The sequence below is a fragment of the Pseudomonas sp. GW821-FHT03A09 genome, from assembly GCF_059421065.1.
The window spans coordinates 94,000-117,660 of the sequence record NZ_JBWKUX010000011.1 but is presented as its reverse complement, the minus strand read 5'-3'; the positions used below and the strand labels follow the sequence as shown (position 1 = coordinate 117,660).

Sequence of the window (23,661 nt, the reverse complement as noted above, 5' to 3'; positions counted from 1 at the left end):
CACGCGCTGACTTAATACTGGTTATGCATACAGAGTGCCGTCCCAAACCGGCTGTTGCAATCGGTAATAGATAAATGGCGTACGCAACTTTTTGTATAAAAGTGATCAGATAGCTCAGTTGATGGCGTAACATTTATGGCCCGTAGCCATAGGTTGCGGGATTTTTCAGGGTTAAGGCTAAGGGTAATGAACATGAAGAATTTGGGTCTGCCACTGGTTGCACTCACTTTTCTGCTATTGACCGGTTGCGCGACGCAAACCGTGGTGACCTTGCAAAATGGCACGCAGTATTTGACCAAAGACATCCCCAATACCAAAACAGCCGATGGTTTCTATGAGTTCACCGACATCGCTGGCAAGCATGTACGCGTGAAAGCCGCGGATGTGGCGACCGTCATCAAAGAAAAATGACAACAAAAAGCCCCGCAAATGCGGGGCTTTTTGTTTAGCGCGACCAATCGCTCAATACCGGTAGTACGGGTGGTAATACGGGTGATAGTAGGGATGGTAATAGTACGAGTGGTAGTACGGACGATAGCAGCACGGCCCCGGATACGCCGGGTACACCGCACACCCACCCAACCCCAGCAGGACCAGGGCGCACAGCAGCAATCGCAAACGGGACATGTTCGGCTCCTCCCACGTCATCACGCGAAACGGTTCGCTTGATCGTTAAACGCGCGCGCACCGACCGATCCGTCGCGTTGGGAAGCTAAAGATTTATTTACCGAAGGATTTTCCACGCGGCTGCGTTTAACCGATAAGCCAACTTCATCTTCGAAGGTGGCAGTACGGAGAATCACGGCCATGGCACGCATGTCCCGAGCGGTACGCGCGCTTTTACTCATTCCCCTGACCCTGGCGGCCATGGTCAGTGCACCGGTGTTTGCCGATACCATCATCATCCGCCAGCCACCACGGGTGATCGTGGTGCAGTCCCCTCCACCGCCCATCTATTACGGGCATTGGGGTTACGGCCCGCGGCCTTATTACTATCCACATCCCTACTACGGTTATGGCTACCCCCACCGGCCGCACTGGGATGGCGGCTGGCGGGGGCACCATTGGCGTTGATCAGCCGATGCTGACGCCATCTGCCCATAGGCCGCCATGCCCAACGCCGACCAAGGTCACCGAGTCGGCGCCAAAGGTGAGCACCGTGTCCGCGCCGACCACTTTGGCATGGTCACGCAGGTCGGTGCTCCCCTCCACGTCCTTGAACACCAGCTTGTCCGTGGATTGGTAGCCGATTACCCGGTCGTTGCCAAAGTGGCCGCTGAACAGAAAGGTGTTATGCCCACTGTTGTCACGGATAGTGTCATTGCCCTTGCCGCCCTCGATAAAGTCCACGCCCTTGCCGCCCTTGATCAGGTCGTTACCGTCACTGCCGATGATGAAGGTGTTGCCCTTGTGAGCCTCGGCATTGCGGTTGAGGTCCTGCACCCAGGTGTTGGCCCGCGCCGGGTCGGACAGGTTGGCGACGATCACCGTGGAGTCGCGGGTCATCTGGTCGTAGAACCCGGACTCAAGAATACGTGTCATGCCATCGCCATAACCGGTAGGCAAATGGGAAATCCAGGTCGGCAGGTTGAGGATGGAGAATGGCAATACATTCCACAGCGTCGAGGCGTAATGGTCGTTGAAACTGACGATATTGTCGGCGGACGACTCATGAGGCTTGTCATGCACACCCAGGGACGACAGGTTGAAGGATGCGCCGTCCAGGGCGCGGTATACCGGATCGTTCTCGTAGCCGATATTGAGCACCTTGTCGCCAGCGCTCTGGGTCGGCGAGGCATAGGCCACGTAGTTGGCGTCCGTGTAGAAGCCGCCCCACTTGTTGTTGCTCAAGTCTGCCATGCTGTTGACCGCCAACCCGCCCAGGCTGTGGCCGCTGACCACCACGTCCTTGCCGCTCAAACCCTGGGCGCTGGCGTAGTCGGCGACGTTCTTGAGCAAGCCACCGAAGGCTTCGCCGGCATAGTTTTTTGCATAATCCTTAGGGCCCAATGCGGCGAGCAGATCGTTGATCACGTCGCCGATGGAGTCGCTGATCAAGGATTCCCGTGGCCCTGATGTACCGCGAAAACCGATGCCGATTTCCAGCAACTTGCCGGCGTCATCGTACTTGCCCAGCACCTCGACCTGGGCCGTGGTGTAGCCAGCCTTTTCACCGAAGAACGTGCCCCGCGCATCGACCTTGCCCTCGTAACCCAGGGTGCTTGCACTGATGGGCGTCCACCCGGCTTTTTGCACCGCCTCAAGGGCGGCTTTTTCCGAGTCGGGGTTCCACGGAATCCCGGGAATCACGCCTTGGGAGTCCGTACTGCCCAGCAACGCCGTGACCAGCGTGGCCGGCAGGCCGAGGCCGAAACCATTGTGCTGGTAGCCCACGGCAAAGCCGTTATCCAGGTTGTGGTAGGAATACAGCGTGATTGCCATGGCATCGGCAAACAATGCTTTGGAGCCCTCGGTGCCGAGGTTTTTATAGTCAAAGATACCCATGGTAGTGCCTCTCTGTTGTTGGATTTTTCGAGAAAGCCAAAACACCTTCTGATGCCCCGCGATCCAAAAGTGGGAGCGGGCTTGCTCGCGAAAGCGGCGTGTCAGTTAACAGATTCATTGGCTGAATCACCGCATTCGCGAGCAAGCCCGCTCCCACATAAGCCCAATCTTCAAGCTAAGAGTCGTGCCTCTTTAGAACGCCCAGTCGAGGCTCAAGCCCACCCCGTGGACGTTCTCTTTGCTGGCCAGCAGGCCGTTGTAGTCAAAGTTCACCCGCGCGTCCTTGCTCAACGCCAGGCTGACCCGCGCGCCTACGAGTGCTGCGTCACGCACCATCGGCGCACTTTCCACCGTAAACGACGGACCGCCCGAGGCAAATGCCAGATGCTGCTCGGAACCCACGCGGCTCAGGTTGTGCTGCCAGCCCAGGGTGCCGGACAGTTCAAGCTGTTGGTGGTCGTTCAGGTTGAGGGTCTTCAACGCACGTGCGCCCAAGGTGCTCAACACCACGTCACGGCTGTCGTCACGGCTTTTCAGTGCGGCGGCATCGCCCTTCTCGGTAACGCCATCGGTGTCCAGGTGCACGTAGGCCAGGTTGGCGAACGGCTCCAGGGCCAGTGGTTGCAGGTTGATGCGGTAAGCCGCTTCGCCAAATACCTGGGTGCTGCTGGCGTCGACCTTGGCTTTCTGTTTGCCGGAAACAGCGCCGTATTGCAGGTCACGCTTCACATCGGCGCGATGCCAGCTGTACGCCGCGCCACCGCTCAGGCGCAGGGCGCCGATTTCATGCCCGGCATACGCGCCCAAGTGGTAGCTGTCGACCGAGGCACGGCTGTGGGTGTCGCTGCCCATGTTCAACGAGGTGTCACTGTAGCCGGCGACCACGCCGATACGAGTGGCCTCATCCAGTGCACCATCCACCCCAGCGAGCATGCCACCGATGGAGGTGGTGTAGCCCGCCGTGTCGCTGCGGCTGTCGGTCTTGCCCCACGCGCCCAGCGCCTTGACCCACACGTTGCCACGGCTGTCGAGGGTAGCGCTGGTAGCGCCCATCTCGCCGTTGCGCAGACGTTCGCCCACCGCTTCACGCACATAACGGCTGTCGTTGATCAGCGCGCTCTGCAAGGCCGGGTAGATCTCACCGCTCAGTTGCTGGAATGCACCTTGTGCCGAGGCGGCATTCGGCGCCAACAGCAGGCTTTCATACACCGCGTTACCCGCGCCCAATTGCTCGACAGCCGAGGCCACCGCACGTTGGTTGGGGGTCGCGGCGACGCTGGCGAAGCTGTTGGTGCGGGCCACGTCCAACTGCACGCCATTGGCGGCATAGTTCAAGGTGCCACCGATGAACAGGTAGTCAGGCAATACCGCACCGAAGCTGCCGGTGATACCGCCAGCGGCTTGCAGGATGTTGTATTGGCGACCCACCAGGCTTTCGGCCTGGGCCACACTCAACAAGGTCGGGCTGTTTTCCAGGGCCAGGGTCACGGTGCCGCCATTCAGCGTGGCCGTGCCACCCGCGACAATGCGGTCGCTGCTGGTCGGCGACAACTCCACCGCGTAGGTCGAGCCGGCGTCGAACGTGACATTGCCCGCCACATTCAGGGTGCCGATGGAATTACCCGGTGCCACCGTGCCGCCGCTTTTCGCAGCCAACGAGCCGACATGCCCGGAGCCGCCAACAACGCCACCCTGGCTGACGGTGACATCGGAGGTGACTGAGCCATTGATCGCCAGCAAGCCCTGGTTGACCAACGTCGGTCCGCTGTAGGTGTTGGTGCCGGTCAGCACCAATGTGCCGATGCCCTGTTTGGTCAGGCCGCCGTGACCCGAGATGTCATTGCTCCACACATCCCGCCCGCAATGCACGTCGGTGCACAGGCGCTGGGTGGGTTTGCCGGCATCCACCACCGCACCGACGCCCGGTAGATCGGCGACGAACTGCCCGCTGCCGTAAGCCCCGTTGATACGGAACTCAGCCGGAATATCCTCCGCCGTGATGAACATGCCTGGCCCGTTGACCGCCTTGCCCAGGTTGATCATGCCCCAGCCATACAGCGAGTCGATGCCCGGCGCGCCGAGGTCGGTGGCGGTGGTTTTCAGCACGGTGGAGACTTGCTCGCCGCTCATGTACGGGAAGCGCTCCATCAGCACCGCCGCCGCGCCGGCCACATGGGGCGCGGCCATGGAGGTGCCATTCTTGTTGGCCCAGGTGCTGGTGAGATTGTCCAGGTTGGTGCCATTGATGATCGAACTGAAGATCTTGGTGCCGGGTGCCGACACGCAAAAACTGGCCGCATAGCCACAGCGTGACGAGAACGTGCTGATCACATACGGCGTGGTACTGGTGGTGTCCGGATTTTGCTGCAACGCCGCGACCGACAGCCAGTTCGGCGCGATCTCCGGCACAAAGTACGCCAGGCCCGACATCGCATCCGGGTTGTTGCGGTTGTAGTCGTTACCGGCCGCGAAGATCGTCAGCACGCCGCTGCGAGCCGCATCGATGGCACCTTGATAAGCACCGCCGGCCAACGTGCCGAGAATCGGCCGAATGTTGTTGAACTGCGCCTGGGCTTCATTGACGGTGAAGTTCGGGTACGCAGGATCGCGGCCGCCCTTGGCGTACTGGTCGCCGATCCCGATGCCCCAACTGTTGTTGATGATCCGTGCGCCACTGGCGACCAACCCATCCCAGCCGGCCTTGTACACCGCGCCGTCGTTGCCGAGGATGATGCCGTCTTCCGGCCCGGGGTCGCCGTTTTCCGCACTGAGGATCTGCGCGTTGAACGCCACACCGTGCATCGGCCCGCCATCGCGGTTGCCGGCGGCAATCCCGCCAACGTGGGTGCCGTGGTTGCCCAACTTGCCGTTAGAGTCCTGGGACGGCGTGCCGTCATAACGGAACGCATCACCGGCCTTTACCGGAATGTAGGGGTCGGTGTATTGGCGGATGCCCTCGGTGACAATCGTCACCACTTTGTCGGGGCTGGCGAACTCCGGGTGCTGGGCGTACACCGGCTGGTCGAAGATGCCCAGCTTGACGCCTTTGCCGGTGTAGCCTGCCGCGTAGGCCGTGTCGGCGTTAATAGCCCCCAGGCCCCAGTCGGCCTTGAATTCATTGCTGCGCCAACTGGCGGCGTCGCCCAGCTTGCCGGTTTCCACATAGGGTGCGGCCTGGGCGGTTCCCAAGCTTGCCAGGCAGCACAGCAACGCGCCGTATGGCACGCGGCTCAGAGCCTTGAGCGGGTAGCCCGGGCCTGTGTGAGTGGCGATAGTTCGTTTGTTCACGGTGACCTTCCTTAGTTTTCTTATTGCACTTTTTTGGAAATCAAAATCTCAACCCGTCACCACCGACCACTGTGGGAGGGGGCTTGCCCCCGATGAGGGTGTATCAGTCAACACATCTGGCGTCTGACACTCCGCTATCGGGGGCAAGCCCCCTCCCACCTTTTGATCTGTGGTGTGCCTAAAACTGCCAGTTGAGGCTCAAACCCACCCCCTGGGTTTTCTCCCGGCCACCCAATTGGCCGTTGTAATCCAGGTTGACCCGTGTCGATGGGCTCAACGCCAGGCTGGCCTGCACGCCTACCAGCGCCGCATCGCGCAGCAACGGCGAACTACCTACGGCGAAGGACGGCCCGCCGGCGACAAACGCCAAGTGTTCTTCGGATTCCACCGCCGTGAGGCTGTGCTGCCAGCCCAGCGAGCCCGAAAGTTCGAGCTGTTGGTGATCGTTCAGCGCCAGGGTTTTCAGCGCGCGGACACCCAAGGTACTGAGCACCGCATCACGCCGATCGCTGCCGCGTTTCAGTGCGGCGGCGTCGCCCTTTTCGTGGAACGAGTCACTGTCCAGGTGCACGTAGGCCAGGTTGGCGAACGGTTCCAGCGCCAACGGTTGCAGGTGAATGCGGTAGGCCGCTTCGGTGAACAGCTGCGCCGTGCGCGCATCCAGCTTGGTCTTTTGCTTGCCACTGACAGCGCCGTATTGCAGGTCACGTTTCACATCGCCGCGATGCCAGCTGTAAGCACCGCCGACACTCACACGCCAGTCGCCCAGCTCACGCCCGGCATACGCGCCGAGGTGGTAACTGTCGATGGACGCTGATGAGTGAGTGCCACTGCCCATGTTCAACGAACTGTCGCTGTAGCCGGCGACCACACCGATGCGGGTCTGCTCATCCAACGCGCCGTCTACACCGGCCAACAGGCCGCCGATGGAGGTGGTCGAGCCCGCCGTTTCGCTGCGGCTGTCGGTCTTGCCCCAGGCGCCGAGGGCCTTGAGCCACAGGTTGCGCTCACCGTTCACTGGCACATTGCGCAGGCGCTCGCCCACGGCATCGCGCAGTTGCAGGCTGTCGTTGATCAACATCGCACCAATGGCCGGGTAGATCTCGCCGGACAGCTGCTGCAAGCCTTGTCGGGCCGCAGCGACCGAATCCGAGAGCAACACGCTTTCATACACCGGATTACCCGCGCCCAATTGCTCGACCGCAGCGGCAACATTGCGCTGGTTACGGGTGGCAGCCACGCTGGCGAACGTAGCGTTATTGCGCCCTACATCCAGCCGCACACCGTTGGCCGCATAGTCGAGTGTGCCGCCGAGGAACAGGTAGTTGGGCAGCACCTGGCCGAACTGCCCTTGAACGCCGCCCGCCGCCTGCAGGATGTTGTATTGACGGCCGATGAGGCTTTGGACCTGGCTCTGGCTGAGCAACGTGGGGCTGTTTTCCAGCGCCAGGGTCACAGTGCCGCCGCCCAATACGGCTTTGCCGCCCACGACAATGCGGTCGCTGCTGGTGGGTGTCAGCTCCACGGCGTACGTCGAGCCCGCCCCCAGGTTCACATCCCCCGCCACCTGCAAGGTGCCCACCGAGTTGCCCGGCGCCACGCTGCCGCCGTTGTTCACGGACAATGCCGCGATCCGCCCCGAGCCGCCGAGGGTGCCGCTGTCGTTGACGGTCACCGCCGACGCCAGCGAACCATTGACGGCCAACAAGCCACCGTTGACCGTGGTCGCGCCGCGATAGGTGCTGTCACCGCTGAGCACCAATCGGCCCGCACCGGATTTGATCAGGCTGCCTTCGTACACGCGGTTGGCGGCGGCCTGGTCTCGTGCGGTGCCAATGGCGTAATCGGTCTTGTCCTGTTGGCTGGCATTGGCGGCCACACCGTTTTGCCAGCCCTTGTCGATCAGGGTTTGCTGCCAGGCAACGTGCTCGGCACGGTCTTCGGCCTGTCGCTGGATCAGTGCCTGATCCGTGATGCCATTACTCCACACATCGCCTTGCCCGGCCGCGAGGTTCACGTTCATCGCGCCCAGCAGTTGCCCCGGCCCGTGCATCGCCCGGCCCAAGTCCGGCACACCCCAGCCGACGGTGGTGTTGGGGGCTTGGGTGATCGAACCATCGAGCTGCGTAGCGGTGGTCAGCAACACCTGCAACGCCTGCTCATTGCTCATGTACGGATAGCGTTCCATCACCAGCGCAAGCGCGCCAGTGGCATGGGGTGCCGACATCGACGTGCCGGATTTCACGCCGTAGCCACCGTCGGGGATGGTGCTGTTGATCAGCGCGCCAGGGGTGGAAATGCACCAATATTTGGCGATGCCGCACTTGTTGTACTTCTGGTTGTTGGCTTTATCCAGGCCCGATACCGCAAGCCAATGCCCTTCCAGTTCCGGTTGGAAATACGGCAGTGCCGAGCGCACGCTGGCATTCGCATAACCGCTGTTGCCGGCACTGAACACGTTGATGACACCGGCCTTGGCCACGTCTGCCGCTGCATCCAGCCAGGTGCCCTGGTTGTAATGCTGGGCATAGGCGGCGTGCAGATCACCGAGGGTCTGGTAGCTGACGTCCTTGGGCTGGCTGCCCCAACTGTTGTTGATGGCGCGCACCCCGGAATCCACCAGGGCGGTGTACACCGTCTTGAAGTACTTGGGGTCCGGGGTCGGGCCGAACAGGAAACTGTCGTTGGCGTTGGTATTGCCGACGTAGATCTGCGCGTTATAGGCCACGCCATGCATGCCCACGCCGTCACGGGCCGCGCCCATGGTACCGGTGACGTGGGTGCCGTGGGAGTCGTTGTTGGGGTTGAGTGCGCCGGTGGTGCTGAACGGGCTGCCATTGACGTAGGTGCCGGTGGCCGTGACCGGGTGATAGCGGTCCTTGGAAGCTTCCGGGTGATTGGGGTCGAAGCCCGAGTCCAGGGCACCGATCTTGACGCCACTGCCTGTGATGCCGGCGGCGTAGGCTTCATCAGCCTTCATGCGCCCCAGGCCCCAGTCACTCTGGAACTCGGCGGTACGCCAACTGGCGGGGTCACCCGGTTGGCCGGTCTCGGTGTAAGCCGCCTGCGCCGCAACGGACAACAGCAGCAATGAGCCTGCGGTAAAGGGTTTGAAGCGTGGTGAATCGGTGATCATCTAAACCATCCTTATTGTTTTTATAGGTGCTCACTTCACCGGGCCGAAGGCCTCATCGACTTTCGCCAGGTCGGTGTCACGCAAGTTGCCTGCGTAGTAGTGCAATTTGGTCCAGGCCATCAGGTAGTCATAACGCGCCTGGGCCAGGTCGCGACGGGTGCTGTACAACTGCTGCTCGGCGTTCAGTGCATCGAGGTTGACCCGCTCACCGCCGAGGATGCTTTGCTTGGTCGACACCACCAGCGCCTCGGCCGACACCAGGGCCTTTTGATAGGCGCGCAATTTGCTCACCCCCGACAGGCAAGCACTGAACTGACGGCGCAACTCGATCAGGGTTTCGCGGGTCTTGCCTTCCAGCTCGTACTCGGCCTGTTCCATCGCACGGTTGGCCTGGCGGGTGGACGCCGAGACGGCACCACCGGCATACAACGGCAGGCTGAACTCGACGCCGATGGTGTTGGTGTCGTAGCGCTGGTTGTAGGTGTTGCCGCTGTCGGACTCCTGCCGGCGCGAGCTGGCATAGGCGGTGATCTTCGGCAAATGCCCGGCACGGTTGCGTTCCACTTCATAGTGGGCGACCTCGACGGCCTGGCGCTGGGACGCGAGCGTCGGGTTATTGCTGATAGCCAGTTCATGCCAGGTGTCGTAGTTGGCCGGGGTCAAGGTGAAGGCGGCAAAGCTCTGGTTCAGCGGCGCCAGGTCATTGATGTTGACGCTCTGCACGCCGATCAACGCCCCCAGTTCCCGCAGGGACGCGTCCTGCTCATCCAGCGCCTGGATCTCTTCGGCGGTGGCCAGTTCATAACGGGACTCGGCCTCGAGGATGTCGGTGCGGGTGCCCTCGCCTTGCTGGAACAGGTGCTGGTTCTGCTGGAACTGTTGTTCGAAGGCTTTCTTCTTGGCGCGGGCGATGTCGATCTGGTCCTGGGCGAACAACGCCTGGGTGTAATAACTCAGCACCCGCACCAGCAACGCCTGGCTTTTGTCACGAAAGCTCTCATCGGCAAACAGCGCCTGGGCCACGCCCTTGCGGTAGTTGGCATAGGCTTCGTAGTCGAACAACGGCTGTTGCAGGCTGAAGGTGGAACCGTAGCTGTTGTAGTTGCGATCATCGCGGTAGCTGCCGCCACGCCCGTCCGGCAGGTGAGCCTCGGAGTTGTTGCGGCCTTTGTTGTAGTTGTAGGACAGCCTCGGCAGCAGCCCGGCGCGACCGATGGTGCGGTTTTCCAGGCCGGCGTCGCGCTCCTTGATCGCGCCGAGAAATACCGGGTCGTTGCGCAGGGCCTGTTCGTACACATCGAACGGCCCCATGGCCGCCTGGGCACTGCCGCAGGCCAACAGCAAGGTGATGAACACTGACTTCATGCTCATTCCTCGGTCAACGCAGAGCCGGCGCGGTCGAGCAGCGGCTTGAACAGGTAATTGAGCAATGAGCGCTCGCCAGTACGCACGAACATCTCGGCGGGCATGCCCGGCTTGATCACCAGGCCGTGGAGTTTTTCCAGCGCGGCGTCGCTGACGCTGGTGCGCAGCACGTAGTAAGGCTGGCCAGTCTTTTCATCGAGCATCTGGTCGGCGGAGATCAGGCTGACTTCGCCCGGCACACGTGGGGTGCGACTCTGGTTGAAGGCGGTGAAGAGGATGTCGACCGGGAGATGGGTACCCACCTTGTCCACCAGATGCACCGGCAAGTGCCCTTCTACCTCCAGGCGCGTGCCCTGGGGCACGATTTCCAGCAGGGTTTCGCCTGCACGCACCACGGCGCCTTCCGTATGCACGCCGAGGTTGACCGCAATGCCGTCGGCGGGTGCGTTGATTTCGCTGTGTTGCAGGTCGAAACCCGCCGAAGTCAGTTGCTGCTCCAGGGTCAGGCTGCGCAATTGCGCGTCGGCCAGTTGGCTGCGCACTTCCTTTTGATATTCCTCGCTGTGCTGCTGCAACTTGAGCCGGGACTCGAGGATGCCCTGCTCCACCCGACCGCTTTCCCCAGTGTTTTGCGCCAGGTTCTGTTGGACTTGGGACAGCTGACGCTGATAGTCCATCAGCCGGTTGCGCGGGATATAGCCGTTGTCGGCCAGGGGTTGCAGGTTGCTCAGTTGCTCGCGCAGGGATTGCGCCTGGGCGGTCAGGTCGCTGCGGGCACGGCGCATGCCATCCAACTGCGCGGTAGCGCCTTCGATATTCGCGCGAATCCCCGCTTGTTCACGGGCAAATGCTTCACGGCGACTGCTGAAGAGTTGACGCTGGCCTTCAAGTACCAACGCCAGGGCAGCATCGGGGTTGGCACTCAACTCGGCGGGAAAGCTGACGTTGGCTTGGTTATCGCGCTCGCTCTGCCACCGCGCCACACTCGCCCAGGCCATGCGGTATTGAGCCTGCAGCGACTGCACGTCGGCTTGATGCTGGGTCTGGTCAAGCAGAAACAGCGGCTGGCCCTGTTTCACTTGCTCGCCCTCCTTCACCAGAATCCGGCTGACCACACCGGGGCTGAGGGTTTGCACGGCTTTACGCTTGCCCGACACCACGACCGTGCCTTGCACCGGAATGCCTTGGTCCAGCGGAGCCAGGCTGGCCCAGAGAAAAAAACCGCCAGCGCCGACAATCGTCAGCCACCAGCCCATTTTCACGAAGAATCCGGCGTCGCGCTCTTTAAAACGGGGTTCAAAGGTCATGCTGCTCATGCGCCTGGGTTCCTTCCGGCTTGATACTGACGGCTAAGGCTCACACCGGCCTTTTCCCGTGGTGCTTCCTGCTGGCCCGACAAGGCGCGCAGCACTTCCTGGCTCGGCCCGAACGCCTGCAACCGCCCTTCGTTAAGTACCGCTAATTTGTCGGCCTGAGCCAACGCTGAAGAGCGGTGCGTCACCAGTACGACGCTGGAGCCCTGGGCTTTCATTTGCACGATGGCACTGGCGAGGGCCGCTTCGCCGACGGTGTCGAGATTGGAGTTGGGTTCATCCAGCACAATCAAGCGCGGTGCGCCGTACAGTGCACGGGCCAGGGCCACCCGTTGCTTCTGGCCGCCGGACAGACCGCCGCCGTTGTCACCCAACAGGGTGTCGTAACCCTGGGGCAAGCGCAGGATCAGCTCGTGCACCCCGGCTTGTTGCGCGGCCTTCACCACCAGTTCCGGATCGGCATCGCGAAAACGCGCGATGTTATCGGCGATGCTGCCGCTGAACAGCTCGATGTCCTGGGGCAAATAGCCGATATGCGGGCCGAGGTCGTCGCGGTCCCAGCGGTGAATGTCGGCGCCGTCGAGGCGCACAGTGCCGGAAAGGGTCGGCCACACACCGACCAGCACGCGGGCCAGGGTGGATTTACCCGAGCCCGACGCACCGAGCACGCCCAGCACTTCGCCGGCACCCAGGTTGAAACTGACTTGATGCAGGGTCGCCAGGCGTCGCCCCGGCGGGCCTGCGCTGACCTGCTCGAAACTCACCTGACCTTGGGGTGCCGGCAATGCCATCTGTTCGACTTCTGGGGGAAACTCGCGCAGCAGGTCATCAAGGCGCTGGTAGGCCAGCTTGGCCGAACTCCACTGCTTCCACACGGCAATCAGTTGGTCGATAGGGCTGAGCACGCGCCCCATGAGAATGGAACCGGCGATCATCATGCCGGCGGTCATATCACCTTTGATCACCAGGAAAGCGCCCAACCCCAACACCAGGGATTGCAGGCACAGGCGCAATGATTTGCTCAGCGAGGTAATCACCGAACCGGTGTCGCTGGCCTTGTTCTGATAGCCGAGAAATTGCGAATGCACGGCGAACCAGCGCTTGCGCAAGGCACCGAGCATGCCCATGGCCTGGATCGTCTCGGCGTTGTGCAAATGGCTGGTGGCCAACTGGGTCGACTGCTGGGAAAAGGCGCCCGCCTCACCCAAAGGCTTCTTGGTCAGGTATTCATTCAGGCAGGCCAGCGCGATCAAGATTACCGCGCCCGCTGTCGCCAATACGCCCAGCCATACGTTGAACAGGAAAATCACGAACAGGTAGATGGGAAACCACGGCGCATCGAAAAACGCGAACAGCGCAGGCCCGGTGATGAATTGGCGGATCACCGTCAAGTCGCCCAGGGACTGCCCGGCATGCCCTTGGCCGCGCTGCAGGTTGCGCTCGAAAGCCGCCTTGTAGACGCGCAAGTTGAAACGCCGCTCCAACTGGCTGCCGATACGGATCACGATAAAACTGCGCACGACTTCCAGGGTGCCGATAAAGGCAAAGAAGCCCACGACCATCAGCGTCAACATCACCAGGGTGGTTTCATTCTGGGAGGACAGCACGCGGTCATACACTTGCAACATGTAAATCGACGGCACCAGCATCAACAGGTTAATCAATGCGGTGAAACAGCCGATGCTGATCAAAATACTCTTGTATTCACCTAGCGCCCTGAATAAGGGCGCAACCGCATGGGACTTCGCCATATCTTCTGATCTTCCCTGAAGCGAATTACGCGCAATAGTTGCCCGAGCCCCTAGACAAGGGACGGCCAACTATAAAAATCTAGTTATATGCTTATAACTGTTAACTAAGGTGTTCGTTGCAATACAACTTCCGAACCTGACGGCGTTCGCCCTTTATATTCGCCTTCTTTCTGGCGATTCAAATGGGTAATGCCGGTGCCTTCGGCATTCATCAGCCAGATTCCGTCCGGAGTCGGTGACCACGTCAGGGGTTTATCACCCAGCCATTGCTCAACACAGGCCACATCGCCCGCCAGGGCATTGGCCTGCTCCAGCAGGTCCAGCGCACAGACCTGATCCTGTTGCTTCAACTCCCAATGCCCGGCCAACTGGGCGGTAGTGGGTAACACGAGACTGCTCGCCATTGCTTGGGCTCCTGCCGATACGAACAACACCTGCGAAGCACAGGCGATCAAATGGGAAAAACGTGGCATCAGTTGCTCCATCATAGAGCGCGGCGCCGGGGCGCCGCGCGCTTTACATCAAGCCACGATGTCGGTGACAGCTGCCTGGCCAACGGTGGTGACGAGGAAATCCGCCACGCCGTGCCCGGAGAAGTCCACTGCCAACGTCCCCAGGTTGGTACCCGAGGCGTAGGTCAGTACAGCATCGCCGGCATGGCCGGTGAACGCATTGACGAAGCTCAAGCCTGCACCTTTGGTAATACCGGTGAGGTCGATCTTGTCGGAACCGGAGGTGAAGTCAAAGATCTTGTCCGCCGCCCCTGGCTTGGAGTCGGAGCTGGCACCGTACACGAAGGTGTCGTTGCCGGCGCCGCCCCACAGTTGGTCCGCACCGCCACCGCCGTAGATGATGTCGTTGCCGGCACCGCCCTTGATGATGTTGGCTGCGCTGTTACCAATGATCAGGTCGTTGCCTGAACCGCCAAAAGCGTTCTCGACGGTGACGCCCTTGGCGATGGACACGTTGCCCACCAGGCCGCCAACGTCGGAGAACGAGGCTTCATTGAGGTTGATCTTCTGGTTCTGGGTAAAACCGGAGAAGTCCAGGGTGTCGTTGCCGCCACCGTCCCATACCGAGAACACCAGCTTGTCGGCATTGGAAGTGGCGCTGTAGAAATCACGCCCGGTGTTGGAGTTGAACCCGTAGGTAGTGTCGCTGGCGCGGGTAGCGTAGTTGGCGCCGTAGAGCTTCTGGATCGCCGCGATGTCGTCGATCAGCGGGCCGGAAGCATAAGCTTCGACACCGCCTTTGCTGAAGTTCTGGTTGGTGTTGCTCTCGCTCCAGTAACTCATGACGCTGTAGCCACGCGTGTCCTGTCCATAGGTCGCGTCGTTATAGGTCGGGTTGCCATTCCCGGCGTTGTAGTCGCCAGGGTGAGCCAGGCCTAGGGTGTGGCCGATTTCGTGGGTCAGGGTCTGCCGGCCATAGTTGTTCAGGTCCGGAGTCTTGTTCGGCGTATAGCTGTTGTTGGTCAGGTACCACGAAGTGCCGTCGTAGCCTGCGCCGGTGCCGGGCAGGTAAGCGAAGGCGGCTGCGCCGTCCTGGCCACTGCTGTAGTTGCCGAACGTCATGTGTGCATCACCACCGGAGGCCTTTTCGGTAAAGGTCACGTTGGCGACATCCGACCAGGATTGCATGGCCAGTGCGGCCTGTGCTTTCTGCTGGGCGTTGAATTGGCTGAACCCGGAGATACCATGTTTGTTCATGGTGGACTGGGTGGCCGAGGTGAGGAAGGTGTAGGTCAGATCGATCTTGCCGTTGCCATCAAAGTCCCTGTACGCGGCACCATCCCGCAGCAGCTGGGTGGCTGCCTGGTCCACGGTGTAGGACGGTTTGCCATTGACTGTGAGGTTACCGCCACGGTCGTACAGATGGCTGAAGCTATCGATCTGCGAATACGCGGTGCTGGTTTGCGCTGCAGAAACAATAGCTTTGTCTTTTACTTTTGACATAAACGTACTTCCTTGTTTGCAAGTGCATCAGTCTTTGTTCGATAGGAACCTCGCGGGCGAGATCGTCCTATCACTCGCCTCTTTTGAAGGCGTATCGAAACTGACACAACTTGAAATCTTTCGTCTACAAATATTTCCGCACTGAAAATGTGACGTAGATTCAACTTGAGGAAGTGGCATCCCGCATTTATTGGGGACTATTGGCGTTGCGCGGCAATTCGTCGCCGACTGTTATTTAAATATTAAATAGAGGTAAAGCCGCTCAAGTTGAGCGGCTTACTTGATTAATGGATCCAATATATTGACACGGTGTCATAAGCAACATTAAAGAGCCACTATTTGCACTATTAAAGTGCGTTGTCCCTGATTACCGGGACACACTCCAGCCAGACTTATTCAATGCGCTAATTAGCACCTCACCGGCAAGTCCCGGCACCGTGACGCCCTCCTCGGTGCTCATGTCCTCACCGGCCAACAGAGCGTTGATAATCGCCTCTTCCACGGCTTCTGCCGCTGCGCTGAACAGCGGCGAAATATGGTCGTTGTTCACCATGTGCAGGGGGGTGCTCAGGGGCAAGCCTTTGCGCCCGTAATCGGCCGCGGGTATATCCTGGTTACCGGTGGCGAAGGCCAGGAACAGGTCGCCGCTGGAATCTTCGGTGCCGCCACCGGTGCGGGCGATACCGATGGAGGCGCGCTGCGCCAGACGCTGGCATTGATGTGGCAGCAGCGGCGCGTCGGTGGCGATGATCACCACAATCGAGCCCATGCCAGGCGTACCGCGCTCGGCAAACGGCGAAGGAATTTCCATCAGATGGCGCCCCGCTGGGTAACCATCCACGCGTAACTCCTGGCGCTTACCGTGGTTGGCCTGTACCAGCACACCGACGGTCCAGCCGCCCTGCTCCGTCGGCAAGCACCGCGATGCGGTGCCGATGCCGCCCTTGAACTCGTGGCAGATCATCCCGGTGCCACCGCCCACCGCGCCCTCTTGCACGGGGCCGGATTCGGCAGCGTTCAACGCGTCGCGCACATGTTCGGGTTTCACGTGCTGACCCCAGATATCGTTGAGCAGGCCGTCATAGGTTTCCATCACCACCGGCATGCACCAATACACGGCCGGGTCCGCCAGGCGTTCGCGCTCCAGGGCGATCAGGGTGTCGCGCACAATGCCGATGCTGTGGGTATTGGTGATAGCCAACGGCGTGGTCAGCAGCCCCGCTTCGCTGATCCACTCAAGGCCCGTGGCATCACCGTTGCCGTTGAGCACGTGATAGCCAGCGAAGCACGGTTGATGACGCGCCTCCCCGGCCCGCGGCTGGATCACGCTGACGCCGGTGCGCACCTGCTTGCCGTCGATGCGGGTCTTGAGCGTGGTGTGGCCGACCCGGACGCCCGGAACATCGGTGATGGCATTCAATTCGCCGGGCGTGCCCAGCCCCAACGTGATGCCCAATTGACGTGCACGCATAACCACTCCTTACAGTTTCTGGAACGCCGGACTCAACCGGCCACTGATGCAATACAGAATCACCGACGTAGCAAGCAGACCGATGATGATCATGATGTCCCGCACTGACGCTGCATAGATCAACGTCACCAGCAGATAACCCGCGCCCAGCACGGCCAACAGCGCCGGCAGCGGCCACAACGGCATGCGGTAAGGGTGCTCGCGATCACGCAGCAATACCCGGCTCATCAGCGCACTCAACGCCACCACCAGGTACACCAGCATGATCAGCAACACGCTGAACGAGGTGAGATCGGCCAGGTTGGAGCTGAAGCTCAACAACGCCGAGGGCACGGCCAGGAACAGCGTCGCCAGCCAGGGTGAGTCCCAGCGCGGGTGAATACGGGTGAACAGCTTGTTGATGGTGGGCGTCCACAGTGCATCGCGGCCACTGCTGAACACCACGCGGCCGATCTGGATGACGATGGCCACAATGGCATTGAACACCGAGAGGAAGATGCCTGCGCTGACCAGGCGTGACAGGGTTTCATTGCCGTGACTGGTCAACAGATAACCGATGGGGTCCGGGCTGCTGATCATCGCACTCAACGACGGCGCGCCGATCAGCAACGCGGTGATCGGCACCAGCTCAATCACCACCACCAGCCCCAGCGACCACAACACCGCTTTGTGTACGCCTTTGCCGCCGCACTTCATGTCTTCGGCCAGGAGCACTGCCGGGCCGTAGCCATTGAACGAAAACAGGCCAATACCGACCGCGCCGATCACCAAGGCCCAGGGGGCCAGATGGAGCATGCCGTTTTCGACGATCTGCGGCTGAAACAGCACACTGGCCGGCTGCACCGGGTTGCCAAAGCCGATAAACACGATCACCAACAATGCCGCTACTTCCAGCAGCAGGCAGGTGCCGGTGATCCAGGCATTGAGCTTGATATTGAGGATGCCCAGGGCGTAGCTGCACACCACGATCACCAGGGCCACGGTTTGCGAATCGAATTTCGTTCCCAAGGCGTTATTGAGATACGTCGCGGCCCCCGTTGCCAGCACCGGCGGGATAAACAGCAACATCACCAGCACGGTCAAAAACGTCGCATAACCGGCCATGCCGCCAAAAACGCGCTTGGCGTAGACATATTCACCGCCAGCACTGTTGTGGGCGCGGCCGAGTTCGGCGTAACAGAAGGCGAACATCAGCGCGAGCAAAGCGGCCATCACAAAGGCGAGGAACACACCGCTGCCGGCCTGCTGGATAGCAAAGGGCGCGATGACAAACACGGAACTGGCCGGCGTGACCGCCGAAACGGTGATGGCCACCACATCGAAGACGCTCAAGGTGGGCTTGAGCACGCCATCTGGCGCGGGAGAAGCACTCATATCGTTATCCTCTGTCGTTGTTTTTGGTGTGAGGCAGAAACGAAAAATCTGATGGGTTGCGGGATATTTTTCCCGCTGAATGATTCCGAAGGTATCGGCCAGGGTCGTGCCAGCCAATTCCCCTATTGGCGTACTCCCCTTGACGCCCCCCGACAAAAGCCGAACCCTTGGCCGATCTTTTGTTCGGCGGGAGCCTGTTACATGAGCCTGTTCAGGGAAATCGGCATGCATGCGGGGCTGGGGCGCACCGTCTCACAGATCGGCACCGAGCGGTTCTGGAAACAGCTGGTGCTGTTGCTGCACCAGTGCCTGCCCTTCGATAACGCCCTGGCGATCTTCTACCCACTGGAGGGCCCGCCCCAGGCGCTGGAGGAGTACGACGCCCAGCCCAGCAGCAAACCGGCGTCGATGCTGGTGTACCTCAATGGCTTGTATTTGCTCGACCCGTTTTTCCAGGCGTGCCGCGAAGGGTATGCCAGCGGCGTGTACCGCCTGGAAGAAGTGGCGCCGGACCATTTTCGCCAGAGTGAGTACTTCCTCAACTACTTCCACGACAACGTCTTGGAAGATGAGATGCAATTCATCCTGCAACTGCCGGGCGCAGGCACCCTGTCGTTGTCCCTGGGCATGCAACGGCGGTTCAGTTTCGATGAAAGCGGGTTGATGACCACACTGGCGGCGTGGGTGCTGCCGTTGATGCAGCAACATTGGCAACAAAGCACCGAACGAGCGCCGGCGATGGACAGCCAGATCCGGGATGCGCTGAGCCATTTCGGCAGCGGTGTGCTGTCGGAGCGCGAGTTGGAAGTCGCCCGCCTGGTGTTGCGCGGGTTCTCGTCCAAGGCCATGGCTGAGCGCCTGAAGATCTCGCCGGATACCGTGAAGGTGCACCGGCGACATCTGTACGCCAAACTGGATATCTCGTCACAGCCGGAGCTGTTTTCGTTGTTTATCCAGTCGTTGGGGCATGACCTGGAAAACCCCTGACACTGGATATTGCTCAGTCTAAATGTGGGAGGGGCTTGCCTGCGAAAGCGGCGGTACGGCCGATGAATAGGTCGCCTGTGCCGCTGCCTTCGCAGCCTCGCTAAAGCTCGACAGCTCCCACAGGAGATTGGTGGTGATTGGGGAAATACTACCGACGAATGTGGGAGCTGGCCCCCTCCCACATGGCTTCTTCGCTGAGTTTATCGGCCGGTACGAATGGTGTTCCACACCCGCGTACGCACCCGGTCGATATTCAACGGCATTGCCTCCAGCGCAAACAGCTTGCCCATCATGTCCGGGCTTGGGTACACCTTGGTGTCCGCCTTGATCGCCGGGTCCACCAGACTGTCTGCTGCGCTGTTGCCATTGGCGTAGTGCACGTAGTTGGTGATGCTGGCCATCACGTCCGGGCGCAACAGGTAGTTCATGAACGCGTAGCCGGCTTTTTCGTCAGGCGCATCGGCGGGCATGGCAACCATGTCGAACCAGATCGCGGCACCTTCCTTGGGGATGTTGTAGCCGATGTTCACGCCGTTCTTGGCTTCCTTGGCGCGGCTTTCGGCTTGCAGGATGTCGCCGGAGAAGCCGACGGCCACGCAGATGTCACCATTGGCCAGGTCGGCGGTGTATTTCGAGGAATGGAAGTACGCCACATACGGTCGCACTTTCATCAACAGGTCTTCGGCTTTTTTGTAGTCCTCAGGCTTCTTGCTGTGGTGCGGCAAGCCCAGGTAGTTCAGCGCAGCCGGTAGCAGTTCCGGGCCGTTGTCGAGGATCGCTACCCCACATTTTTGCAGCTTGGCCATGTTTTCCGGCTTGAAGATCAAGTCCCAGGAATCCACCGGCGCATTGTCGCCCAGTACGGCCTTGACCTTGTCGATGTTGTAGCCGATGCCGGTGCTGCCCCACAGGTACGGGAAACCGTGGGTGTTGCCCGGATCGTTGTTTTCCAGGGCCTTGAGCAGTACCGGGTTGAGGTTCTTCCAGTTGGGCAACTGGCTCTTGTCGAGCTTTTTAAGCGCACCGCCCTGGATCTGCCGGGCCATGAAGTGGTTGGACGGGAACACCACGTCGTAGCCCGATTTACCGGTCATCAACTTACCGTCGAGGGTCTCGTTGCTGTCGTACACGTCGTAGGTGAAACCGATGCCGGTCTCTTTCTGGAAGTTCTTGGTGGTGTCCGGCGCAATGTAGTCCGACCAGTTGTAGATTTTCACCGTTTCGGCGGCCTGGCTGATAGAGGCCACCAACATCAAGGGCAACAGGGCAATGGCTTTCATGGTTCGATTTCCTGGCGGTTTTAAGGCTGTTTTTATGGCAGGCGATCAAGGATCAAAGCGTTACAGAATCAACACGTAGGTCTTGCGCACGGTCTCCTGGATGTCCCAGATCCCGGTACTGTTGGCTGGCAACATCAGTGCATCGCCGGCTTGTATGTGAACCACTTCACCGCTGTCGGGGGTGAAGGTGCAGCGCCCCTGGATAAAGTGGCAAAACTCCTGGGACTTGATCTGCCGACGCCAGCGGCCCGGGGTGCATTCCCAGATGCCGGTTTCGACACCGTCGTTGCGTTCCACGCTCAAGGTCGAGGCCACGGCAATGGGCTCGCCCAGGGGCACGGCCACTGGTGCAGAGTCCGGCAAGTGGGCGTTCAGCGTGTCTTTGAATTGAGTGATGCTCATGGGTTTTCCCGTGTGAGTGAAACGATTAATGCATGAAACCTTCCATGAAACCGGCCACACCGGTGGCCAACTTGCGCCGCCATGGCGCGCTATTGGGGTTGGCCAACACCTGGTCTTCATGGACAAAACTGCGAATGATCGCGTTGTAGCCCAACCAGCGGCAGGGTTCGGGCTCCCAGGCCTTGAGCGCGTCCAGACCACGCTCGCGGATGACCCAGGGCTGAGTGGTCAACGGCGTGTCGAGGCCAAGGATCAGATCAGCCAAGGTTCGCCCCCCCAGGTTGGTGGCACCGACGCCCTCCCCGCCATAACCACCGGACAGCGCGACGCCGGTCTGGTGGTCACACAACATGTGCGGTCGGAAGTGGCGTGACATGCCGAGGTTGCCACCCCAGGAATGGGTAATCCGCACCTTCTTCAGCTGCGGGAAGAGTTCGCCGAACAGATAACGACGCAACTCCACCTCACTGTCGGTCAGATTAAAGTTGTGCCGTAACTTGCCGGCAAACTGGTAGCCACCACGGGCACCGAACACCAGGCGGTTGTCAGCCGAACGCTGGCCATAGGTGACCTGACGGCTGCTTTCGCCAAACGCCTGGCCATGGCTCAAGCCGATTTCATCCCAGGTCGCTGGGGACAGCGGTTCGGTGGCGACGATCAGGCTTTGTACCGGCAGTTGATAACGGCCCAGTGGCGGCAAGGTGTTGGCGTAACCCTCCACCGCCGGCACCACCCAGGCGGCACGCACGCTGGCCTGGGTGGTGCGCAGGCTGCCGGACTGCCAGTGGGTCACTGGGCTGTTCTCGTAGATCGTCACGCCCATGCTCTCCACCACGCGCGCCAGGCCGCGCACCAGCTTGGCGGGGTTGATAGTCGCAACATGGGGCGCATAGATACCGCCATAGGGCTTGGCGATACGGATCTGCTCGGCCAACTGTTGGGGGTCCAGCCAGCGGTAATCGTCTTCAGTGAGGCCCTGGGCATGGAGCTTGTCCAGGTAACGGCGCAGGCTGCCTTCCTGCTCGGGGTAGCGAGCGGCGCAGTACAGCACACCGCCTTTGCGATAGTCGCAATCGATGCCTTCACGGGCCAGCACCTGAGCCACTTCATCGGGGATGCCGTGCAACAAGTCGAAAGAGGCACGGCGTTGTTGCGCAGCGAGACCCGCCAACAAACGGTCTTCGCCCAGCAAGTTGCCCATCAACCAACCGCCGTTGCGGCCAGATGCACCAAAACCGGCCGTTTGGGCTTCAATGATCGCAATTTTCAGCTCGGGCGCCTGGCGCTTCAGGTAATACGCGGTCCATAGCCCGGTGTAGCCGGCGCCGATAATAGCCACGTTGACGTCCAGGTCATGGGCCAGTGCCGGCCGCGCCAACAGCGGGTCGTCCAACTGGTCCATCCATAAACTGATATTGCGCCATGCCGGCATGCCCAACTCCCCAACCTCGTTTCGATAGGGGCGATCCTAGGGCGTGCCGTTATGAATTGTCTTGCGCGCGTGCACGCAGAGAAATTTGCTTGACGTAGGCCTTGGGCGAGTGCCCGGTGTGCTGGCGAAACGCGCTGTAAAACGCCGACAGCGAATTGAAACCGGCAGCGAACGCCAGGTCATCGATCTTTATCGGCGGCACCGCTTTGTCCAATCCGGCCAGCAAATGCTGGAGTCGCGCCTGGTTGACGTAACGGTAGAAGCTTTGCCCCAGCACCTGGTTCAACAGGTAGGAAATCTGATTACGGCTGTAGCCACACTCCTTGGCCACTCGTTGCAAATCCAGCTCCGGATCGAGATAGGGCTGTTGCTGCTGGAAGTAATGCTGCAGGTCGTTGGCCATGTGCCCCAATTGCTGGGGCGACAAGCCCAGGCGGCTGACAGTCGGACGCATGGCCTGGGTGGGTTGTTCATGCACCAGCGATGCATATTCATTGACCCGCCAGATCAGCCCATCGCGTACGGTTATCGCCTCACTGGTACGGAACGACACCAGCCCCTGGCCGCCCCGCAAGGTGATGCGGTACTGGATGAAGGCCGTATCACCGTCAGCGCGAATACGGTCGATGTGCTCAATCGCCTCATCCGGCCCACGAGGCATGCTGGCTTGCAGGTACTCACGCAGTTCGGCGTGGCCCACCACGCGATTCTGGAAAAAGTCGTGGTACTGGATATCCGGATGGTAGTAGGACATGACCCCGTCCAGGTCCCGATGACGCCAGCACAGGTGGTGACGCATCACCAGTTCACCGGTGGCGTGGGTGTTTTGGCAATCATCGGCTGGGGCGATGTCAGGCATGTATGACTCTGCGGCGGGTAAACGGTTGAGATTGCCGAACTTCAGCGGCTCAATCAATGGCTGATCGGAGCTTATCACTAATGGCATTTTGCCCAGTTTGAAGTAGGACATGACCTATATCAAAGAGTCCGAAAACAACCGCCGAACGGGACGCAAAAATTCACCTGGCAGTTGCGAACGAATGCTATTTTGAAGGTCTTCGACACCATGACCAATGAAGGTCTTGGCCCCTGCCGCGAGCAAAAGGAAGCGCTCAATGAACAAGGTGGGCAACATGAACGGCAACATGAACAAAGTGACGTTCCCCAACGCCTGCCAGCTTATGCGCTGGCATTTTCATCCGATGGGTTTCGAAGGCAGCATGGATGCGCCTGGCAGTATGATCGTGCGCCTGTTCGACCGTGCCAGCGGCGAGACATTGATTGCCATCGCCGGCATCCCCTGCGCCGCCGTGATGAATGCCAGCGACGTGGAACGCATCATCGAGGCGGTGGAGGATGAGTTGGCGTCTTTTGTGCCACCGCTGTCTTTGCGCGCTTGAAC

General features: G+C 60.5%; 20 protein-coding genes. 4 read left to right on the top strand and 16 right to left on the bottom strand.

The window, feature by feature from the left end:
- Positions 1–186: 186 nt before the first annotated feature.
- Complete coding sequence (locus AC07V4_RS20225; protein WP_431751713.1) at positions 187–411, top strand: YgdI/YgdR family lipoprotein; 225 nt, start codon at positions 187–189, stop codon at positions 409–411.
- Positions 412–462: 51 nt separating this feature from the next.
- Here AC07V4_RS20225 and AC07V4_RS20220 read toward each other — a convergent pair whose 3' ends face one another.
- The gene (locus AC07V4_RS20220; RefSeq protein WP_164487936.1) at positions 463–627 is read right to left on the bottom strand and encodes a hypothetical protein; all 165 of its coding nucleotides are present in this window, start codon (positions 625–627) and stop codon (positions 463–465) included.
- 20 nt (positions 628–647) lie between these two features.
- Complete coding sequence (locus tag AC07V4_RS20215; RefSeq protein ID WP_492636669.1) at positions 648–809, bottom strand: hypothetical protein; 162 nt, start codon at positions 807–809, stop codon at positions 648–650.
- Between AC07V4_RS20215 and AC07V4_RS20210 the strand changes: the two genes are divergently transcribed.
- A complete protein-coding gene (locus tag AC07V4_RS20210; protein ID WP_492636668.1) occupies positions 808–1,074 on the top strand; it encodes a hypothetical protein in 267 nt (88 codons plus the stop codon). The genes AC07V4_RS20215 and AC07V4_RS20210 overlap by 2 nt on opposite strands.
- Here the strand turns inward: AC07V4_RS20210 and AC07V4_RS20205 are convergent, their stop codons facing one another.
- The 10 genes from AC07V4_RS20205 to AC07V4_RS20160 form a co-directional block, all read right to left on the bottom strand.
- Positions 1,075–2,505, bottom strand: a complete 1,431-nt coding sequence (locus AC07V4_RS20205) for a polyurethane esterase (RefSeq protein ID WP_492636667.1) — start codon at positions 2,503–2,505, stop codon at positions 1,075–1,077.
- 192 nt (positions 2,506–2,697) lie between these two features.
- Complete coding sequence (locus tag AC07V4_RS20200) at positions 2,698–5,778, bottom strand: autotransporter outer membrane beta-barrel domain-containing protein (protein WP_492636724.1); 3,081 nt, start codon at positions 5,776–5,778, stop codon at positions 2,698–2,700.
- Positions 5,779–5,971: 193 nt separating this feature from the next.
- A complete protein-coding gene (eprS, locus tag AC07V4_RS20195) occupies positions 5,972–8,929 on the bottom strand; it encodes an autotransporter serine peptidase EprS (protein WP_492636666.1) in 2,958 nt (985 codons plus the stop codon).
- Between the two features lie 30 nt (positions 8,930–8,959).
- Positions 8,960–10,294, bottom strand: a complete 1,335-nt coding sequence (locus AC07V4_RS20190) for a TolC family outer membrane protein (protein WP_492636665.1) — start codon at positions 10,292–10,294, stop codon at positions 8,960–8,962.
- Positions 10,295–10,296: 2 nt separating this feature from the next.
- Positions 10,297–11,610: an HlyD family type I secretion periplasmic adaptor subunit gene (locus AC07V4_RS20185; RefSeq protein ID WP_492636664.1), complete on the bottom strand. Its 1,314-nt coding sequence runs from the start codon at positions 11,608–11,610 to the stop codon at positions 10,297–10,299.
- Complete coding sequence (locus AC07V4_RS20180; RefSeq protein WP_431750748.1) at positions 11,607–13,358, bottom strand: type I secretion system permease/ATPase; 1,752 nt, start codon at positions 13,356–13,358, stop codon at positions 11,607–11,609. The genes AC07V4_RS20185 and AC07V4_RS20180 overlap by 4 nt, the downstream gene beginning before the upstream one ends.
- Before the next feature lie 104 nt (positions 13,359–13,462).
- A complete protein-coding gene (locus AC07V4_RS20175; RefSeq protein ID WP_431750747.1) occupies positions 13,463–13,831 on the bottom strand; it encodes a protease inhibitor Inh/omp19 family protein in 369 nt (122 codons plus the stop codon).
- A 48-nt stretch (positions 13,832–13,879) separates the two neighbouring features.
- Positions 13,880–15,313: a serralysin family metalloprotease gene (locus AC07V4_RS20170; RefSeq protein WP_492636663.1), complete on the bottom strand. Its 1,434-nt coding sequence runs from the start codon at positions 15,311–15,313 to the stop codon at positions 13,880–13,882.
- A 367-nt stretch (positions 15,314–15,680) separates the two neighbouring features.
- The gene (locus AC07V4_RS20165; protein ID WP_492636662.1) at positions 15,681–16,784 is read right to left on the bottom strand and encodes a DmpA family aminopeptidase; all 1,104 of its coding nucleotides are present in this window, start codon (positions 16,782–16,784) and stop codon (positions 15,681–15,683) included.
- A 9-nt stretch (positions 16,785–16,793) separates the two neighbouring features.
- Positions 16,794–18,158, bottom strand: a complete 1,365-nt coding sequence (locus AC07V4_RS20160) for an APC family permease (RefSeq protein ID WP_431750744.1) — start codon at positions 18,156–18,158, stop codon at positions 16,794–16,796.
- A 201-nt stretch (positions 18,159–18,359) separates the two neighbouring features.
- Here AC07V4_RS20160 and AC07V4_RS20155 point away from each other — a divergent pair, with 201 nt between their 5' ends.
- Positions 18,360–19,145: a helix-turn-helix transcriptional regulator gene (locus tag AC07V4_RS20155; protein WP_431750743.1), complete on the top strand. Its 786-nt coding sequence runs from the start codon at positions 18,360–18,362 to the stop codon at positions 19,143–19,145.
- 200 nt (positions 19,146–19,345) lie between these two features.
- Here AC07V4_RS20155 and AC07V4_RS20150 read toward each other — a convergent pair whose 3' ends face one another.
- Genes AC07V4_RS20150 through AC07V4_RS20135 form a run of 4 tightly spaced genes read right to left on the bottom strand, consistent with a single transcriptional unit; the run spans position 19,346 to position 23,118 of the window.
- Complete coding sequence (locus tag AC07V4_RS20150) at positions 19,346–20,425, bottom strand: polyamine ABC transporter substrate-binding protein (protein WP_431753228.1); 1,080 nt, start codon at positions 20,423–20,425, stop codon at positions 19,346–19,348.
- Between the two features lie 60 nt (positions 20,426–20,485).
- Complete coding sequence (locus tag AC07V4_RS20145) at positions 20,486–20,827, bottom strand: cupin domain-containing protein (protein ID WP_431753227.1); 342 nt, start codon at positions 20,825–20,827, stop codon at positions 20,486–20,488.
- 25 nt (positions 20,828–20,852) lie between these two features.
- Positions 20,853–22,259 (bottom strand): NAD(P)/FAD-dependent oxidoreductase, encoded by a 1,407-nt coding sequence (locus AC07V4_RS20140; RefSeq protein WP_492636661.1) that lies wholly within the window; start codon positions 22,257–22,259, stop codon positions 20,853–20,855.
- A 49-nt stretch (positions 22,260–22,308) separates the two neighbouring features.
- Positions 22,309–23,118: a helix-turn-helix transcriptional regulator gene (locus AC07V4_RS20135; protein WP_492636660.1), complete on the bottom strand. Its 810-nt coding sequence runs from the start codon at positions 23,116–23,118 to the stop codon at positions 22,309–22,311.
- 256 nt (positions 23,119–23,374) lie between these two features.
- Between AC07V4_RS20135 and AC07V4_RS20130 the strand changes: the two genes are divergently transcribed.
- On the top strand, positions 23,375–23,659 hold the full coding sequence (locus AC07V4_RS20130) for a DUF1652 domain-containing protein (protein WP_431753224.1): 285 nt from the start codon (positions 23,375–23,377) through the stop codon (positions 23,657–23,659).
- Positions 23,660–23,661: the final 2 nt, after the last annotated feature.

Bases quoted from the DNA above. Each gene is read 5' to 3' on its own strand.
- AC07V4_RS20225 (WP_431751713.1), top strand. From the start codon at position 187: ATGAACATGAAGAATTTGGGTCTGCCACTGGTTGCACTCACTTTTCTG.
- AC07V4_RS20220 (WP_164487936.1), bottom strand. From the start codon at position 627: ATGTCCCGTTTGCGATTGCTGCTGTGCGCCCTGGTCCTGCTGGGGTTG.
- AC07V4_RS20210 (WP_492636668.1), top strand. From the start codon at position 808: ATGGCACGCATGTCCCGAGCGGTACGCGCGCTTTTACTCATTCCCCTG.
- AC07V4_RS20215 (WP_492636669.1), bottom strand. From the start codon at position 809: ATGGCCGTGATTCTCCGTACTGCCACCTTCGAAGATGAAGTTGGCTTA.
- AC07V4_RS20205 (WP_492636667.1), bottom strand. From the start codon at position 2,505: ATGGGTATCTTTGACTATAAAAACCTCGGCACCGAGGGCTCCAAAGCA.
- eprS (WP_492636666.1), bottom strand. From the start codon at position 8,929: ATGATCACCGATTCACCACGCTTCAAACCCTTTACCGCAGGCTCATTG.
- AC07V4_RS20190 (WP_492636665.1), bottom strand. From the start codon at position 10,294: ATGAAGTCAGTGTTCATCACCTTGCTGTTGGCCTGCGGCAGTGCCCAG.
- AC07V4_RS20185 (WP_492636664.1), bottom strand. From the start codon at position 11,610: ATGAGCAGCATGACCTTTGAACCCCGTTTTAAAGAGCGCGACGCCGGA.
- AC07V4_RS20180 (WP_431750748.1), bottom strand. From the start codon at position 13,358: ATGGCGAAGTCCCATGCGGTTGCGCCCTTATTCAGGGCGCTAGGTGAA.
- AC07V4_RS20175 (WP_431750747.1), bottom strand. From the start codon at position 13,831: ATGCCACGTTTTTCCCATTTGATCGCCTGTGCTTCGCAGGTGTTGTTC.
- AC07V4_RS20170 (WP_492636663.1), bottom strand. From the start codon at position 15,313: ATGTCAAAAGTAAAAGACAAAGCTATTGTTTCTGCAGCGCAAACCAGC.
- AC07V4_RS20165 (WP_492636662.1), bottom strand. From the start codon at position 16,784: ATGCGTGCACGTCAATTGGGCATCACGTTGGGGCTGGGCACGCCCGGC.
- AC07V4_RS20160 (WP_431750744.1), bottom strand. From the start codon at position 18,158: ATGAGTGCTTCTCCCGCGCCAGATGGCGTGCTCAAGCCCACCTTGAGC.
- AC07V4_RS20155 (WP_431750743.1), top strand. From the start codon at position 18,360: ATGAGCCTGTTCAGGGAAATCGGCATGCATGCGGGGCTGGGGCGCACC.
- AC07V4_RS20150 (WP_431753228.1), bottom strand. From the start codon at position 20,425: ATGAAAGCCATTGCCCTGTTGCCCTTGATGTTGGTGGCCTCTATCAGC.
- AC07V4_RS20145 (WP_431753227.1), bottom strand. From the start codon at position 20,827: ATGAGCATCACTCAATTCAAAGACACGCTGAACGCCCACTTGCCGGAC.
- AC07V4_RS20140 (WP_492636661.1), bottom strand. From the start codon at position 22,259: ATGCCGGCATGGCGCAATATCAGTTTATGGATGGACCAGTTGGACGAC.
- AC07V4_RS20135 (WP_492636660.1), bottom strand. From the start codon at position 23,118: ATGCCTGACATCGCCCCAGCCGATGATTGCCAAAACACCCACGCCACC.
- AC07V4_RS20130 (WP_431753224.1), top strand. From the start codon at position 23,375: ATGAACAAGGTGGGCAACATGAACGGCAACATGAACAAAGTGACGTTC.